Below are 15,876 nucleotides of genomic sequence, written 5' to 3'. Positions count from 1 at the left end.
GGTCCATGGTGGTCAGGTCTTTGTCTTGAATCATCTGTCGGTATCGCGGCCGGGTCAGGGTTCGCCAGATAAAGACCTCATCCTCAAAGGGTGTGAAGTAGATCGCTCCGTACTTTTCCTTCCACTGCTCCACTTCAAGACGTGTGGGGCCGCCTTCAAAGACAGGCGCCTCCAACTCTTCTTTCGTATATCCATACTGCAATTCGGGTTCTTGATCTTCTGAAACTCGCTCCTGTTCCTTTAGCTCATCCATCGTCACTTTCCCTCCTGTGTAATGCATTTCATGGATGATTATATCATTGGCTATCGGACGTATAAAGGTCCGTTGACATCCCGTGCCACAAAGCTATAAACCTCCTGGATTGGCATGCCTTCCTGAGCCGTGGACATTTCCTTTTGGTACGAGACGATCTGTACTCCATTGACCGTCTCCACCGTAATGTTGGCTTTGGGGGCATGCCGTATCGCCGTGAAGTACGGCTTTCGGTTGGGGTCCATCGCTTCGCTCACCGCGCCATAGTTGATCTTGATGTCAAAGCCAAACGCGTCCGATCGGAAATAGGGTCCATCGAGTGGCGATAAGAGATTATTCTTATCCGGTGCCGTCCCCCATAGAGCGTCCTCGAACTGCGTGGCCAACTGGTCGAAGCTCTCATAGTCGTTCTCCTGCAAGAACTCATCTAAAGTGTGCTTCGAGAAATAATCCTGCGGAATCTTTCCGTTTTGTTTGGCTTGGTCGACGGCATATTGAATCGCCAGGGCATTCTCCAGGATCGCTTGCAAGTAGCCGGTCTGCTTGAAGTTAATACTGAAGGTGCCTGAAACAATGCGTCGCCCTCGGGCAATGGTGTCAAAGGTATAGGAGTGATACCCGTAGATCGGCAGGACCTCTTCCTGCAAGACAAAGGAGAAGCTCGTCGCCTCATCGACCCAGATATCTCCAAAGTAGATGTTGACGTCGGCATAGGAGAAATAGTCTTCCGAGAAGATCTGGTACTCCGTATGGATCTCTGGGCGCTGATACAAGTTTCCGACCGGCGCCGGCTTCTTGACGTATACAAAGTTTCCCATTGAGACACCTCCTTACTCCACGCGGGTCAATGGATCGATGTCCAGCGCATAGAATTGGAACGCATTCTCGGTGTAGATCTGGTCAATCGTCATCGCCTGCCCTTCCATGTAGGTAGAGATGCCATAGATGGTCAGGCGGCTCTTGTCTCCGAACTCGTTCATGGACGAAATCGTGACATCAAACATGGGTAACTCGTCCATCAGAATCTTGTAACCCTGGTCCCGGATCGCTTCCATGCAGCGGTATACAATGGTTTCATCGAACACCATAAAGGACATGATGCCGCTGATGGTCCGCATGCCGCGCGTGTAGCCTTTCATACTCACGCGTCCCAGAGCGCGAACCGGATACTTCTCTCGATAGACGGAATAGGAGATCGATCGAAGTTCACCAAACACCACGGGCCCCTGTCCCGGAACCGTGATGGAGGCCACCATGTCTGCGCCTGAATAGGACGTAAAGGTCCTTGAGTATCCACCAAAGTGCTTGCTCACCGCACTCCCCTCCTTGCCCCTTATGTACAAAAGGGCAGCCCACTTGCTGCCCTTCACATTGGCTTGGTGGATTACAGACGGAAACCGAACAAGTCGCCGGCCGACGGGGTCGGGCTAGCGGAACCCTGACTCCGCAGGTTTTCCTTCGGCGTGAGCTGGGTCACCTTGCGGGCCACAAACGTGTAGGCCTTCGCCGTCACGACGTCATCGACCGAGAAGCCAGACCCTTCATTGAGAATCTGGACGCCGTAGATCTCCATCCCGGCACGCTGGCCGAATTCATTGGCTGCGGTGATCGAGATATTAAACGGCATCAGCTGGTCGGCATACTCAGGTACGTAGAACCCAGTCAGGTTGTCGGCATTGAAGCTGTTGCCAGCCAAACCATAACCAAGTCGAGTCATTTGCTCGTCCCAGGACACAATGCCATAGCCGCCCTGTGTGGCACGCAGACCATTGAGCAAGTCATTCTCAATCTGTCCGGCATTGGCCTTGAACTGCTGATAGGTCTGAAGCGGCGGCGCCCCAGAATAATCCTTGGTCATCTCGGCCATCAGAGCGTCACGGTCAAACGTCGTGAAAATCAGAGTTCCAGAGATGCCTCGTTTGCCTCGGCTAAAGCTCCGAGGATCCGGAGATCCCATCGTGTAGATCGGGGCGACTTCGCGAGTCACGCTGTAGGAAATGGCCTGCAGCTCGCCAATGACGCGACCATTGAACGTCGCAACAATGTCGGCGCCCGAGAACGAACTGAATGTGCGAATGTATTCCTCCATATTCGGAGCTGCCATACACACTCACTCCTTATCTGTTCAAGAATGGACGGGGGTCATGTCGACCCCCGGTTTGCAAAGGACATTACGCAGCTCGGAGAACCACGGAAGTGTTAATCCGGCGGGTCTCAAACTGCGGCACAAGTTCGAGGGTGATAAAGGCATTGCCGAGGACATCGTCCTGTACGGAGCTGTAGATGGTGAACGAGAAGGCCTGCAGGACACCGGCCGACTTGAGCGCATCGAGTCCGGCCTGGATCTCGGCACTGAGCGCATTCTGTTGCGCCAGACCATTCGGCAAGCCGATGAACGGATCTGCCTGCTTACGCACCATCTGCACCGCGGCATGGACAATCCGGAGGGTCGAGAGGCGATTGTAGTCGGAGGTCGCCAGGGCCGCCGTGACGCCATCCTTCACCACAAAGCTCGAGGTCAAGCCATTGGTGCTGATGTTCTGCTTCTTCTGGAACGCCACGTAGCGTGCGCCAGAGAGCAGGTTGTGCTGCGCTTCAGAGAGGTCATAGCGCAGCCCCTGGATGGTGTCGATCGGCTGGTTGGTCGTGGACTGTTCAATCGGCAACTTCGAAATCAGAGCCGCATACAGCGAAGCACCGTTCGTGACATAGTTGCCGAGGTACTGGTTGGTCAAGCCAACCTCTGGACCAAACACCACCTGGACGTAACGGCCGACATCGAGCGGTTCGCCGGAGTCACTGAGGATGATGTCGCCAGTTCCTTCGTCATAGAGGTAATGCTCGTTGTTGAAGTCGAGGTTGATGCCGTACTGCGCATACCGGTCGCGGTCATCTTGGGTCGGTTGCACCTGTCCGCTCAGGAAGTTCACGTATTCCTGAACACTGAGCAAGTCCGCATTCGGCGCCGGAGCCACCCCGATGACACCGATCGTCTCCCAAGTCTTTGCGGTCACAACGGCGCAGTGCTGAGCCAACTGTGTGGCAAAGTTCTTGGACGTATCGGCCGGATCAATCAGGGTATTGGCGTACGCATCCACCAAGAGGATCTCGTCGACGACATAGTTCTGAAGCAGGCTGTAGATGCCTTCTTGAACAAGTGTCGCATCGCCGTTCTCGTCGACCTCGTACTTGCCGCCGAGGATTTCATACAGACGCTGCATATCCTCCTGGTTCGTCACGTCAAACAGTCCATCATCACCCAACCATGTAAACCGGGCCGGATCCGTGGGACCGTAAGACGGATCTTCATGCATCACGCCGGGGGATTCTTGCCCCAAGAAGATGGGACCGTTCGTCGGCAAGAGACCTTGAACCGGAATATCTCCAAATTCATTCGGACATTCGAGCGTCACAACATTGTTGCGAGCGTCGTTATTCACGTAGTTCACGAACTCACGCAATGTCCGGATGTTGGGCATGTCCAGAGTCCGATAGATGATCTGAATATCCTTATAGGAGGTGCGCTTCTCGTCCGGCTTGGTGATGATGATCACCTTGTCGTTGCCGGTCACATTCCGGGGATCGGTGTCGACCTGGACTTCGATCTGCACGCCGGTGATGCTTTTCTGGTCGTAGGGATCCACCAACCGGCCATAGACCGAACCCGGATACTTACCCTTGACCATCAGTTTCGGGCTGTCCGCCGTCTGCTGCATGGTCTTATACGACGCATACAAGCGAACACCAACCGGAGCGGCACCCGCATTGACGGTCACGGTCCGATCCAGAGCGCTAAAGCCGTAATCCTTCCCGGCTTGCAACAGGACCTTGTTGTTGTTGCCGTCCAGGTAGTAGACATTAAAGTCATCGGACAACGGGGTGCGATCCAGCGTATAGGTCGAAGCCGTGCCGGGGATCGTCTGTGTCGCGGATTCAGAAGCCATCGAGGAGGTGTACCAAGCGTACTCACAGTGGACGGTGACGTTCCCGGTGATGTCCGGATAGGCACCTGCCTTCACCTGATCATCATACGCCGAGGTGAAGAAGATACCGCCTTGCTGGTAATCGGCCGCAGACCAAGGATCGTGCAGCGGATCCGGCGTGGCACCGTTACCGACACGGTACAGGAAGGTTCCGTCCGGCAGCACGGAAGAAACCGTGTAGACCTGGCTCGTGTTGTTGTCGATGACCGTCACCACAGGAATATGCCCGGAGATGAGCTGGTTCGACCAGTTCTTTTTCGAGCTATAGAAATAGTGGTTGTTGGTCGTATCACGCGTCAGGGTGTAGTCCGGATCGCTGTAATCCGGCACGCCATTCGTATCCGACCTCGGAACCAGCGTATAGGTCCGATTCTCGACATCGTAGCTGACTTTGACCTCATTGCCAGGACGCATCTTGTTGGCCAAGAAGAACACTTTGACCGGGTTCTTGGAGCTATCGGTGTAGTCCATCACATCGGCCAGATTCATCGTCAGCGTAGTCCCATCGCCCTCAAGCTGCTCCACCTTCGTGACCTGAACGAACTGACTGCCATCGGGGATATTCAGATCCACCGAGAACGCCGTGTTGCCGGCCGCATAATCCAGGAACTGATCAAAGGTGCGAGCAATGTCCTGCGCCTTCAGTTCCGTATAGGCGTAGCGTCCGTTAATCCGCAGCAAGCGGATGTCCTCACATCCCATCTGATCCAGTTCATACATGGCCCGAATGAGGCTCGCGCCATTGGGCAGCTTGGTCTTCCGGTCCAGGATCCCACCAAACAGTTTGTCAGCGACTTTGACCCCACCAATGGTGTTCACGGAAACGGGTTGTCCAACCGGACCGTCCACCGCTGTACCGATGACAAGCACGGATCCCGTATTCGCCTGAGTGACCGTACCGGAAAGCAGATTTCCGTCTTCATACGTGACCTTCACACCAGGCAGGTTCGGAAACTGGTCCAACGGGTTCGTAGACGTGGTTGCCATACTGAGATTCACTCCTTCTCTTGTAGTTCATCTGGGGAATGATGAACTTTGGCTTGAACTGCAATTTGTGCAATGCGATTCAAGAAGACGGGTGTGATCTTCTCGAAGTAGAACGTGTATTGAACAGGCCTAACCGCCAACGGAAAGCGGTAGGACGTGTCCACATCATCGGTTTCTTGGGCAAAGAACCGGATCTCATGAACCCCCATCCGTTTGAAGTAACCGGCGTAGGTATTCAGAAAGTCATCCAGTTCCTCGACGAGTTCATCCGCCTCTTCTTGAGACTGCGAGTAGACGGTGAACTGGAGCCAAACCTCGAACATCTGGCCCCTCAGCTCAATCAGCTCGCCAGGGATATAGGGATGTTCGATCGTGTCCCGGTAGCGCGGCTTGACGTCTTTGTACTGCTGGCTAATAAGCCGCCGGAGCATGTGGAACGTAATCACGGGGAACTCGGCATCGTCGGAAAACGGCGTTTTTCGCACGATCTTGCCTTTCTTCCCAGCAGCCTCCCACATGCGCTTCAGTTCATCGATAAAGCCAAGCACCGTGATCGGTTTGTCCGATCGAAGTCGAGTGTCCAGATACTCGTTGGTCACACGTAGCGGCATCAAATTCTCACCTGCACCTGAGATGTTTGGGTCATCGAATGGACGGAAAATAAGGGGACAATCTCGATGGTGGTGTGGATCACATAGATCCGTGGGTCTTGACGGTCAATGCGGATGTCATAGCGGTAGTCTCGAATGAGGCCATCCTTCAACTGTTGCATGAGGGCGGCTTCGACGATGGACTCCAGTTGATCCGTCTGTATAAAGGAACCCAAGCGTCCAATGAACTGTTCCAGTTGTTCCGCAATGGCTTGGATACAACGCTGGGCGATTCGAAAGTTGGAGATGTGTTGATGGACACTGCCTTCGGTGGCAACCGCGCAGGTCGAGGAGGTACAGACCAGACCTTTTTTGATCGAGTTCCTGAAACACACGACACCTTTGGTTCGAAGATCAAGAATCTGGTCATTCGTGAACTCACTCTGCAGTGTGGCCGTCACCGGCTTGTTTACCGGACTGACCTGGGGATCCAAGCTGGCGACCAGCGCGGCATATACGGCGCCGGCCCTTGCGTCACTGAATTGATCCGCCACCACCGAAATGTACTTCCCGGTCTCATCGACCCCATCGGAAACGGGGATCGTCAGCGACGCGATTTGCGGAAAGATACCCCGGAGGTCGGCATAGGTTGAAAGGCCTGGAACATCAAAGATTCCATGAATCAGTCGGCCTTCATACTCCCGTTCCTTGGCGAACTCAATGAACTGTTGAATCGCATCGGGGTGAGTGTGAAAGTACAGCCCATCGATATAGGCCAGGTCAAAAACAAAGGGCGCCAGTGCTTGAAATGCCTTCTCGAACTGGCCATCTTCGATCCGCATCACATACATAGTCGTGAGCCCTGTGTTCGCCATCTCTTTGTACCGGTCGACCAAGGGCCCCGATCCAAAAAGGCGCGTCACCATATCGGGATTGGTCACTTCCATAGGCTGATACAGATCGCCTTGTTCGGAGGCCGCAGCAAGCACCAGTTGCTTTCCGGGTTCGATGGATGGCTCGACGTACACAAAGGGGAGCTGCTGATAGCTAATGCTCGGAGAGGGCGATGTCATCCGCATCCCCCTTCCAGTTCGAACGGGCATAGACTTGATAGAAGGCTGGATTACCTTCAAATTCCTGCATGGTCTGGATCGTGGAGATGTAGAGTTTCTCCCGGACGCCAATGGGTTTGTCTTGGTCCCAATCGACCTCCAGAATCAAATCGCCCATCTGCGGATTCGTTCCGGCTTCGAAGTAGTAGACATAGGCCTGAATGGAGAACGTACCCGCGGATGTATATTTCCCGGCACCTGGGAGCGTTTCAGGAATGGTCTGAAACCGGCGCCGTGTACGTACCGTCTCAATTGTGACCACATTTCCGGTCCCAAAGCACTTTGGACAGGATGGGTCTCCTTCACCACTTCGCTCGGAGTAGCAGGTACATTTGAACTTGCGGTTTCTCCGAACGTAGACGATCTTGTAGCTAAAACGATCAAACAGTTGCCCGATGATCTGTCGAATGTCCGGGACATTCTCAAATGTAAACATCAGAAGTCCCTCGATGTCGGGGATCCGCTCGCGGTCCGGAACTGTGCCGACTGCGGCTTCGCATATCCACGCTTGGTGCGACCCATGAGCGCGTCTCTCCAGTAGACCAATTCACGGTCGATTTGGGAGAGCATCTCCTCAACCGCCTGAAAGGCGTCGGTATTGGAAGACTCTGCGACTCGAAAGTCGCCCAAGGAGACCTGCACATTCGTCCCGATGTCCACGAGCATGGGATCTTCAAGCATCTTGAGGAGCAGCGAACTGAGGAGCGTCCGTGCTGCCTCATACGCACAAAAGCGTGTGGCCGGGAAATACTCCACATACATCGACAGGATCGGACGGAAACGAGGATCGTTCGGATCGGAGAATCGCCCGGTTAGGTTCTGCGCTTTATAGCCTGCATCCCGAATCGCCACGTAGATCTCTTGGAGAGAGAAGTTATCGGCGAAGGTTCGCAAGATCTGTCGCACAGCAGTAGGCGAGGTATACAGGGGAGCGAACTCCGAGGAGAAGTTGATCGTCTGAGGCTCGAGGAGGACCTTACCGCTGGTGGATTTAATCCCTGGCATCAAGACGACGGTGTAGTTGGTATTGAACTGAAAACCCGCCTGCGGCGTGAGGATCAGCTTATTGCCTTCCACCCGAATGCTTGCCGGTAAGGCATACGCACTCGAAGGGAGCTGATTCACATCCGTCGAGTCGGATTGTCCCATACACCATCACCGTCCTCTCAACAACACCACGTTACCAGTTCAAGAAATGATTCTTGAACTGTTTGATCCATACTGGATACACGTTGGTATCGTGGCCAGTTTCTATCAGGTCAAGTGTAACACGGCCTAGGATGGTCACTCCATTTGCGCCAAGGGAGCCGATCGCGACTATGCGCAGGAGATCCATATCCGGTGGATTGTTTTTCTCTTTGTTGGTCATGAATTCAAGCAAAATCGTGGACTTTTGCGTGTATTCTCCAGCGTCATGCGGCGACTCGAAAAATGGACGTGGAAAGCCCTGCAACTGTTGAGTCACAGGGCTTTGGTCTAGTTCCGATCGGAGACCAGGTATACGACCGTTCCGTCCACCGATGCGGGATCAATGGTATCGTCAAACTCAATGACAATCTCTTTGAGCGCATTCGGCCAGTTGTTGATGAGTCCTTGGTCATGGGCAACGTGAACGGCCCCGTCTTTGGGTGTCGAGCCAACCACATGCAGCGAATTGGAGGGAGCTTGCTGGGCGAAGTACGATTGTAAGGCAGAGAGCTGTTCACTCGTTAACTCACTGACGAGTTGTTCGACAGGCTCGGACTGCAATCCGCCCGTGTAATAGAACCGGATCATCGGCGAGTATTCGCTCTTCTGACCTTTGTAATCGACCGAGCGAATCCGCGCGAAGTACGGACCTGGTTCATAATCGATGACGGGCGTCACCTCAGTGTCATGCACCTCTCCACTCCACACAATTGGAGAGAAGGTGTTACTCTGGGATACTTCGAGTTCGTAATGGTCCGCGTTCTCAGCCACTGACCACCGAAAGTGAACCGGCGCGCTCCATTCCGAAAGATCCTCGGGTTCAAAGACCTCGGGTGGTTCAATCCCGCGGGTATGATCGGTATAGAAATCAAAGGTGTAACCGACATCCAGGTAGTTGCCTGTGATGTCCCGGAACCCTTCCTTGCCACCAATCAACTGCACCTGATAATGGGTACCGGGATTCAGGTTTGCCCTGGGTTTGATGGTCAGAACCCGACGATCGTACGAGAGGTCTACGGGCACACCCGCCTGTTGGCCGACATCCAGCAGAATGACGTTCTCTTCAACCACGGTAGACACATCGATGTCCACCATGAAGATCACTTCGATCTGAATGTCCAAGGGCACGTTTCGAGCGAGGGGGTTCGGGGTGGTACGTAAAACAAAGTTCATGTACCCAACCCCGCATATCGGTAGTTCACCAGGATCACAGAGCCAAACGGAGGTGGCTCTGCGAAGGTGATCTGATTCCCCGTGAGTGTGTAGTCGTTCGCGTCTCCCCTGCTCATGAACATGCCATCCTTAAACACCATCTCGGAGTCCGGCAATGGTTGATGCTTCAGCGTAAACGTTCGTTGTACGCCGTCGGGAGCCGGCGTCGGCACTTCCTGAAAGATGTAGTTCGCCCCTGTGAAGTCCGGGACGACTCCTACTTTCCTGCGGAACAAAGGGTACGTAGGGTGCTGCTCCACATGTGCCATGCCGATCCTCCTTACTTCCACATCAGGCAGAAATCATAGAGAATAGGCCGAACCGTGCCGGTGTAATTGCACGTCGCCTTGAGTTGAATGAACCGGGTTGTGGTACCCAATGGGGTCTGTGTATCCGGCTCAATCGGAATCCAGCTCCCGGTGGAACTCGTTCGATAGAAGAATGACACCGTGGCGCCGTAATCCGGGTTCTCTTGTTTGTTGCACAGCAGGTAGATCTCGCTGGCATCCTCCGGCAGTTGCATCATCGGCGTGATCCAGCTGTCTTGGTTGATCGAAAAGCTCAGCGTATCTAACTCTGCAGTGCTGGAGGCATCCCGGTTGGTTGTGTCTACGAACGGCTCCGCAAAGTAGTAGTTGTAAGGCGAGATGAGGAGCAGCATATCATACCGCTCCGTCGTCGTCTTCAACTTGATCGCCTCGGCAATGTTGGACTGCATGATGTTCAAGTGAAAGTCATGCAGGATTTGCCCATCGAGGAAGCTGATCCGAGTCATGTAGTTGGGCGTGGCCATTCAGATCAACCTCCTTCTTTGCACATCAGAAGGTCACCGACCACGTGATCCGCATGCCGGTATTGTTATCTTTCGTGACCGGGCCAATGCCGGCGATGTTGAACATCTCGCCGTCTGTCTTGTCCGTGAACATCGCGACTTGGTAGATCGTATGGGTGGCTTCCAGGTACGAGTAGTTCACGAGGATGACGTCCGTGTTGACGGTCGGTGTATTGAACTGCACCGTAGTCCCGTCGGCCGAGACCGTGTAATCGGTCCCTAGAGTCAGCCCCACACCATTCTTCGTGATGCTAATAATCGGGTTGCCGCCCTCATCCTTGGCCACAGGATAATCCAACGTATATGCAGCCTGGCCGTTGGTCGCGGCAAGGGTCTTTGAGGTCGGCGTCAGCACCGGCCCTGGGACGCCCTTCGGGAAGTCCGCCACAAACTGCACGGTGGTACCCGAGTTCACCATATAGGTGAAGGTCAGCTGGCCCGGAGTATCCGGTGTCGGCGGTGTCGGTTGACCTGGAATTCCATGAGGCGATGCACTGAACTGGACAATGCCAGCATTGGCATTGAGCAGCCATACGTCGCCCTGTCCAATCGTCAAACCGCCACCCACCACGTTGTAGGCCCGGACGTTGCCTTCGTTGTCCTCATGCGTCACGGAAATCAACTGTAAAATCGGGGCATTGGACATCTGGTAGTTCAAGTAGTTGCTGTCGGCCTGAACGTCGTAGGTCACGACAATTTGATCTCCTGCCGCTATCGTGGCGGAAGGCTGGAAGGATACAACACCGTTTACGGGGTCCGTGAGAACCACATCGGTGTCAATGACGTAATCGACATTGCTCGTCGCATTGTGTACCCTTGTGAGGCGAAGCACACGGTTATCGACGCCATTGATTTGATGTGGGACCGTGTAGGAACGAGTCGGGTTTCCAGTCCCATCATCCGTCACCATGACGGTGGCGTTCTGTGAAACGAAATGGATCGGGACGGTCGGAAACACTTCGATTTCTGGATCGCCATCCGACACCACACACGGATATTGAATGGGCTGGCGTGCATCCGCAAACTCTTCGGGCATGTTCGCCTTGGTCTTATCCGATGGACCAAAAGCCACGGGGACATAATCCGGGTGGCCGTCGGGTTTGCCACCGATGCCCATGAAGGCTAAACCATATCGGATGTTATAGTCATACGTCACGGATACATCCGACTTGGCCGACTCGAAATAGATCTGCCCTAAGCCATAGTCAATCGTGTACGTCCGAGCCGCATCGGAGGGCGATGTGCCCCGCTTGAACGTCACGCCATCGACCACAACCGTTTCGGTGCCGGCGATCATCTCCACATAGGGGTTCGATCGGTACCGGAACTCCACATGAATCGGCTGTGTCGGAGCCGATGCAAACTCGATGCCACCTTCCGCAGCGTCCACCAAGTACACATCTTGATCCAGGATTACATCGGCCCCACCTACGGTTGCCTTGTCGATGGACAGAATGTTATTGGCCGGCAAGGTGAAGGCCCGATTCGAGTTCATCGCGCCTGGATCGAAATCGTATACGCCAAGGCTCTCGCGCTGTGTGGAGAGTTGGAAGGAATAGAACCCATTGGCGCCGCGCATGCCGGCCGTTGCACCAGTGTCCGTCTGATGAACTCGAGTCATTTTTGCGGGGTCGGCCATGACCTTCCCGATAATCTTATTGGCGCCAATCACCACCAGGTTCTTTTTCTCGAAGGTCTGGAGAACACCGTGTTCGTCATACAGTTCCACCTTCACGCGGCCTTTGGCGTTCACATGCGCATTTTCAAGCATCGCATTCATCTGCTTGTTTCGCCTCCTCATTACTGCGTACCGCCGGTGAACGGCTGTCCGGAAGAGTTCTGCAGGGTAATCGTCCAGGTTACACGGATCCCAGTGGTCGATTCTTTACGAGTCTCGCCAACACGCACGAGAGAGAACGTGTGAACCGGATAGTTGTTGTAGCCCGGAATGCCATCCTCCACGCGCGGACCATCGGCCAGAATCATCTCTCGAATCGTCACATCGCCGGCCGGGACGCCTGCCGGAAATTCAGTGACAAAGCTGACTGAACCGCTGTCGAGGCTGTACCAGGGATACCCGACGCCGGATTTGGGTTTCTGAATGACCTGGCGCGTATATCCAGTCGGAACGCCCGGGCGATCGACAGACTTGAAGAGGATCTCAAGTTTGGTCGGTGTGTTGCCATCCGGGTCCTGCTGGTCGATGATGATGCCAATATTTTTGTTGGCCCCATCTGCCGTGTCGATCATGAACTTGCCCTGGCCCATGGCCGTATCCGCGGAAACCTGCGTGTATTGGGCGCCCGTATCCGGGTTCCGAACGATGATGGTGCCGTCGGTCGGTCGATACTTTTCCTCATGCACGAACTCCCAAGCCGGACGACTGTTTGCTGTAACGCTCGTCAAGATCGCAGGATTGACCAGGTTGTAGATCTCACCGGTCGTGTTGTACGTGATGAGCAAGTGGCTAAGAGCGCGGGAGAAGTACAGCTTGCCGTGCAACCCGTCGACATAGTACGTGCCATCCACCACGTCACTCTGCTTTTGAACCTGCGTGAGTGTCACGTTGTTGTACGTGACGACGACAGATTCCGGATCGACTGGGTAGTTTGGAAGCTGAACGGTAAACGGAGATGTCGTCGTCGTACTGAAGGCGCTCGGCGTGTCAAACACGTTCGTGTAGTTCTCGAACTCATGGATGAGACTTGCGTCTGAGACCTGAAGAGCATCCCACTGCAAGTCTGTGATCACAAGCTGAGGAGAGGCGATGGATTCATCGGCTCCAGCAAACCGAAGCTCAACATTCGTCGCGACGGTCGGGTCCAAACTGTCGTAGACCTTCTGCTCTTCAACGGGTGTATCCAAGGAAGAATCGTACGTCTCAATCGTCTCTTTCAGCACGCCGTTGATGTAAACGCCAATCTGCCCACCGGTATTGGACTTCTGGTAAGACACTGCAAAGTTACTGATCTTTTCAGCAAAGGACACCGTATCGCCAACGGTAGTGGAAACCATGTGCCCCGATGCATCTGCAGCAAAACCTGCGGTCCATGTCAAACGCGTGTCACTCAACGGGACCGACTTTCGCAAACCATCGCCAATCCCAATGAACATGTTGGTCGCCGAGCTATAGATTTCGGACGAAATTGGGATACCATCAGAGACCGGCGAGCTATAGATCTGGAACGCCACTTTGTCGGGCTGCGGAGACGGCGTGACCTGCTTAATCCACATGGTGATCGGACGGTACGAATACGTAATGTTGAAGTCTGCATCATTCACCGCGGCCCAGAAGGTGTTCGGCTTGTGATTGAGTTGTGTATTCCCTGCCGAGTCTGTGGTCGAGAATACGCCATCTGGCAGCGCGACAAAGTACACCGGAGACGGATTGGTCTTCGGAATCCGGTTCTTGTACAAGCAGCGCTCCGGATCACCGGCAAAGGCCCGCAAAAGAATCTCTTCTGCGCCATGAACAACCAGGTTCGGTTGTTCCGCCAGAACGCCTGTGACTTTCCCTTCTTCGTCAATGGCTTCAATCTTAATGTGCCCGACCGGTCGATACTCCACGGTGTCGTGCAAACCTCCCTGATTCCGTTGACGAGCGGCCCTCAGTTTGGCCAGAAACTCGTTCTTCTTTGGACCATCCGGAAGCATCGAAACGAGCTTTTCAACCGTCTTCAGGTCCATTCAGGTTACACCCCTTTGAGCGTATTTTTGCCGAGGATAAACTTGCCAAGCGGCCAGGAAGATCCAAGATCGCCAAGCGCATATTGGACTTTCTCTCGTCCGGGCATGAAATAGACATCGGAGAGATCGAACGAGAACTCCTGTTGCTTGTTTGTATAGATCACGGACATCCTCGAATCCGTCGGGTTCGGCATGTAGATCGGGTTGAACGCCGGTGAGATGCCAACGGAAAGTGGTTCAGAGACATCCACACGGTCTCTGAAACGGATCTCTGCGCCCTCTCCAGAGATCACCCGAAGATACTCATCGAACCCTACGAAGTGCTTTGTCGATGGAGCCGACAAGCTCTCGTTGATAAGTGCGGAAATTTGATCCTCCAGAACTTGCGCCTTCTTCGTCTGGATGGCGGCCGTCCCTTCATCCGTTTGGATCGGGAACGGTTCCTGTGACTCGGCTTCCCATCGCCCTTTACTGGTGACGGCATCCGCCCATGACATCTGTACCGACTCATCGGACTGAGCCTTCAAACTGGCTATAGACTGGGTCAGTTCCCGAGGATCGATCGACATGGACTCATTGTGAGTCGCCATCCACTTCTCATAGGACTGGGTGAATTGTTCGCCCATCCTCGAAAAGACGTCAAGGAATTCATAGAAGTTGTAATCCAGAAGCGCACATCGTGTTTCATCCCACCACTCTAACCACCGATCCAGCAACGCTATTTCATGCTCGGTCATGGGCAGTTGATCGCCCCGGATCAATTCTTCGATGATGTCTCGAAGCACAAAAATCCGAAACTGACTTTGGTCATCATCAAACGCCACGACTTCAACCCCGTCATCCGGTATCATCGAAGCGACGTCTGCCGCGGCCTGCACTTGCAGTTCGGCCAGCCGGTGGTCGATCCAGAGGGACGGAATATACAGATGTGTGAGGACTAAGTTAAAAAAGAGGTCCAGTTCTTCCGTCTTCCCTGCCTCGAGGATTTCTTGGACTTCCGATTTCATCTGGTGTGTGGATTGACACGCGGATTCGAGCAGCTTGTAATCCACGGTTTCCATCACATAAGGTCCTATGATGAATTCTACTGCAGCATTGATTTGCGCTACAAAGTCGTCGTGGGGCATTACATGAAGTGCATGCCGCAAGAGTTCCCCACGGATGTCCAAATGGTAGTCGCCGTCTAACAAAACCTGCAGATTTCCGTCGTTTTCGAGAAACACCTCGAGTCCGGAAGCCCGAATCACGTCATCGAGACGGTCTTCAAGAAAATGCTGCACGATGGTAGTGAAGACCGACGAGAGATCCAAGTCGGCCGTTTCAAAGACCTGATAGACCTGAAGCAAGGTCGCAAACTCGGTAAAAGACCCCATCAGATGTTCACGAAATTCCTGAGACAATTCCTCGCCAATGAATGTGAAGGATTCGTTCAATTGTTGGGCGATGGATTCCTCGACCTCTTGTAACCACTCCCACCGAGCCGAGATTTCCTCATAGACGGATCGGAAGGTATCCGAGACGATGGTTGTCAGCAGAGCATCCACCGCTTGGTCATCCGCCATCAGCATCATGTCGATGAGGTCATACAGCATTTGATAGATCAGGAGGCGGCTTGTTTCGTCCACCATTGGACTGTAGACCCAATCGGAGTAAATGCCGTCGGCCGATACGCCACGCATCCGGTACTGGTTATGCGTCTGAACACGGTCATAACCCTGATTGTCCATCGTCAGCCAGTATGACTCTTGAATCCCATCGGCCGGCTGACGAAGGACAGCCTTGATCCGAAAGCGTTCCTGGTGAATGTCTGGCAATGCAAGCCCCGTGCTGATCGTCTTCACGATCGTTTCATTAGTGAGCCGATTGCTCGCATTGATCGTCTGGATCCGATAGGTGCCTGCGGTACCCGGGAAGGCCACCTGTTTGAAGGTTTGATTTCCGCGAGAGAGTGGCTTTTGATCAATGACAGGGAGAGGCACGTCCAAAAAGGAGACGAGCACTTGGTTTGAGAAAAGTGACTCTAGCATCACAT

At 53.9% G+C, this 15,876-nt stretch carries 15 protein-coding genes and 1 pseudogene; all 16 read right to left on the bottom strand.

All coding sequences use genetic code 11. The features are described from left to right. Positions 1 to 253, bottom strand: a pseudogene (locus tag ASH01S_RS04550) (hypothetical protein); the annotation flags it as partial. Between the two features lie 50 nt (positions 254 to 303). Next, positions 304 to 1,071 carry a hypothetical protein gene (locus ASH01S_RS04545; RefSeq protein ID WP_067924197.1) on the bottom strand — a complete coding sequence of 256 codons (768 nt, stop codon included), beginning with the start codon at positions 1,069 to 1,071 and terminating at the stop codon, positions 304 to 306. A gap of 12 nt (positions 1,072 to 1,083) precedes the next feature. Further along, entirely contained in the window at positions 1,084 to 1,566 is a 483-nt protein-coding gene (locus ASH01S_RS04540) for a hypothetical protein (RefSeq protein WP_067924194.1), read from the bottom strand. Between the two features lie 71 nt (positions 1,567 to 1,637). Further along, positions 1,638 to 2,357, bottom strand: a complete 720-nt coding sequence (locus ASH01S_RS04535) for a hypothetical protein (RefSeq protein WP_067924191.1) — start codon at positions 2,355 to 2,357, stop codon at positions 1,638 to 1,640. Between the two features lie 67 nt (positions 2,358 to 2,424). Further along, entirely contained in the window at positions 2,425 to 5,223 is a 2,799-nt protein-coding gene (locus ASH01S_RS04530; RefSeq protein ID WP_067924187.1) for a phage tail sheath protein, read from the bottom strand. 8 nt (positions 5,224 to 5,231) lie between these two features. Then, complete coding sequence (locus ASH01S_RS04525) at positions 5,232 to 5,834, bottom strand: hypothetical protein (protein ID WP_067924185.1); 603 nt, start codon at positions 5,832 to 5,834, stop codon at positions 5,232 to 5,234. After that, the gene (locus ASH01S_RS04520; protein ID WP_067924178.1) at positions 5,834 to 6,886 is read right to left on the bottom strand and encodes a hypothetical protein; all 1,053 of its coding nucleotides are present in this window, start codon (positions 6,884 to 6,886) and stop codon (positions 5,834 to 5,836) included. Before ASH01S_RS04520 ends, ASH01S_RS04525 begins: the two co-directional genes overlap by 1 nt. Next, positions 6,861 to 7,361, bottom strand: a complete 501-nt coding sequence (locus tag ASH01S_RS04515) for a hypothetical protein (RefSeq protein WP_067924175.1) — start codon at positions 7,359 to 7,361, stop codon at positions 6,861 to 6,863. The genes ASH01S_RS04520 and ASH01S_RS04515 overlap by 26 nt, the downstream gene beginning before the upstream one ends. After that, the gene (locus tag ASH01S_RS04510) at positions 7,361 to 8,074 is read right to left on the bottom strand and encodes an Ig-like domain-containing domain (RefSeq protein ID WP_067924168.1); all 714 of its coding nucleotides are present in this window, start codon (positions 8,072 to 8,074) and stop codon (positions 7,361 to 7,363) included. Before ASH01S_RS04510 ends, ASH01S_RS04515 begins: the two co-directional genes overlap by 1 nt. Before the next feature lie 31 nt (positions 8,075 to 8,105). Beyond that, positions 8,106 to 8,390: a hypothetical protein gene (locus tag ASH01S_RS04505; RefSeq protein WP_157066994.1), complete on the bottom strand. Its 285-nt coding sequence runs from the start codon at positions 8,388 to 8,390 to the stop codon at positions 8,106 to 8,108. An 11-nt stretch (positions 8,391 to 8,401) separates the two neighbouring features. Then, the gene (locus ASH01S_RS04500; RefSeq protein WP_067924162.1) at positions 8,402 to 9,286 is read right to left on the bottom strand and encodes an Ig-like domain-containing domain; all 885 of its coding nucleotides are present in this window, start codon (positions 9,284 to 9,286) and stop codon (positions 8,402 to 8,404) included. Further along, positions 9,283 to 9,594 carry a hypothetical protein gene (locus tag ASH01S_RS04495; protein ID WP_067924160.1) on the bottom strand — a complete coding sequence of 104 codons (312 nt, stop codon included), beginning with the start codon at positions 9,592 to 9,594 and terminating at the stop codon, positions 9,283 to 9,285. Before ASH01S_RS04495 ends, ASH01S_RS04500 begins: the two co-directional genes overlap by 4 nt. Before the next feature lie 11 nt (positions 9,595 to 9,605). Continuing rightward, complete coding sequence (locus tag ASH01S_RS04490; protein ID WP_067924157.1) at positions 9,606 to 10,118, bottom strand: hypothetical protein; 513 nt, start codon at positions 10,116 to 10,118, stop codon at positions 9,606 to 9,608. A 25-nt stretch (positions 10,119 to 10,143) separates the two neighbouring features. Further along, entirely contained in the window at positions 10,144 to 11,937 is a 1,794-nt protein-coding gene (locus tag ASH01S_RS04485) for a hypothetical protein (RefSeq protein WP_067924148.1), read from the bottom strand. 20 nt (positions 11,938 to 11,957) lie between these two features. Beyond that, entirely contained in the window at positions 11,958 to 13,844 is a 1,887-nt protein-coding gene (locus tag ASH01S_RS04480) for a hypothetical protein (RefSeq protein WP_067924146.1), read from the bottom strand. 5 nt (positions 13,845 to 13,849) lie between these two features. Further along, positions 13,850 to 15,871 carry a hypothetical protein gene (locus ASH01S_RS04475; RefSeq protein ID WP_157066993.1) on the bottom strand — a complete coding sequence of 674 codons (2,022 nt, stop codon included), beginning with the start codon at positions 15,869 to 15,871 and terminating at the stop codon, positions 13,850 to 13,852. Positions 15,872 to 15,876 lie beyond the last annotated feature (5 nt).

The sequence above is a fragment of the Alicyclobacillus shizuokensis NBRC 103103 genome (genome assembly GCF_001552255.1).
In the GTDB taxonomy this organism is placed as follows: Bacteria; Bacillota; Bacilli; order Alicyclobacillales; family Alicyclobacillaceae; genus Alicyclobacillus_G; species Alicyclobacillus_G shizuokensis.
Note: the sequence above shows the minus strand (reverse complement) of the source record. Positions and strands in the feature narration are given on the sequence as shown.

What these genes read in the sequence shown, in the direction of transcription:
- ASH01S_RS04535 (WP_067924191.1), bottom strand. Translation starts at nt 2,357, where the DNA reads ATGGCAGCTCCGAATATGGAGGAATACATTCGCACATTCAGTTCGTTC.
- ASH01S_RS04510 (WP_067924168.1), bottom strand. Translation starts at nt 8,074, where the DNA reads ATGGGACAATCCGACTCGACGGATGTGAATCAGCTCCCTTCGAGTGCG.
- ASH01S_RS04480 (WP_067924146.1), bottom strand. Translation starts at nt 13,844, where the DNA reads ATGGACCTGAAGACGGTTGAAAAGCTCGTTTCGATGCTTCCGGATGGT.
- ASH01S_RS04520 (WP_067924178.1), bottom strand. Translation starts at nt 6,886, where the DNA reads ATGACATCGCCCTCTCCGAGCATTAGCTATCAGCAGCTCCCCTTTGTG.
- ASH01S_RS04485 (WP_067924148.1), bottom strand. Translation starts at nt 11,937, where the DNA reads ATGAATGCGATGCTTGAAAATGCGCATGTGAACGCCAAAGGCCGCGTG.
- ASH01S_RS04545 (WP_067924197.1), bottom strand. Translation starts at nt 1,071, where the DNA reads ATGGGAAACTTTGTATACGTCAAGAAGCCGGCGCCGGTCGGAAACTTG.
- ASH01S_RS04515 (WP_067924175.1), bottom strand. Translation starts at nt 7,361, where the DNA reads ATGTTTACATTTGAGAATGTCCCGGACATTCGACAGATCATCGGGCAA.
- ASH01S_RS04530 (WP_067924187.1), bottom strand. Translation starts at nt 5,223, where the DNA reads ATGGCAACCACGTCTACGAACCCGTTGGACCAGTTTCCGAACCTGCCT.
- ASH01S_RS04475 (WP_157066993.1), bottom strand. Translation starts at nt 15,871, where the DNA reads ATGCTAGAGTCACTTTTCTCAAACCAAGTGCTCGTCTCCTTTTTGGAC.
- ASH01S_RS04495 (WP_067924160.1), bottom strand. Translation starts at nt 9,594, where the DNA reads ATGGCACATGTGGAGCAGCACCCTACGTACCCTTTGTTCCGCAGGAAA.
- ASH01S_RS04500 (WP_067924162.1), bottom strand. Translation starts at nt 9,286, where the DNA reads ATGAACTTTGTTTTACGTACCACCCCGAACCCCCTCGCTCGAAACGTG.
- ASH01S_RS04525 (WP_067924185.1), bottom strand. Translation starts at nt 5,834, where the DNA reads ATGCCGCTACGTGTGACCAACGAGTATCTGGACACTCGACTTCGATCG.
- ASH01S_RS04490 (WP_067924157.1), bottom strand. Translation starts at nt 10,118, where the DNA reads ATGGCCACGCCCAACTACATGACTCGGATCAGCTTCCTCGATGGGCAA.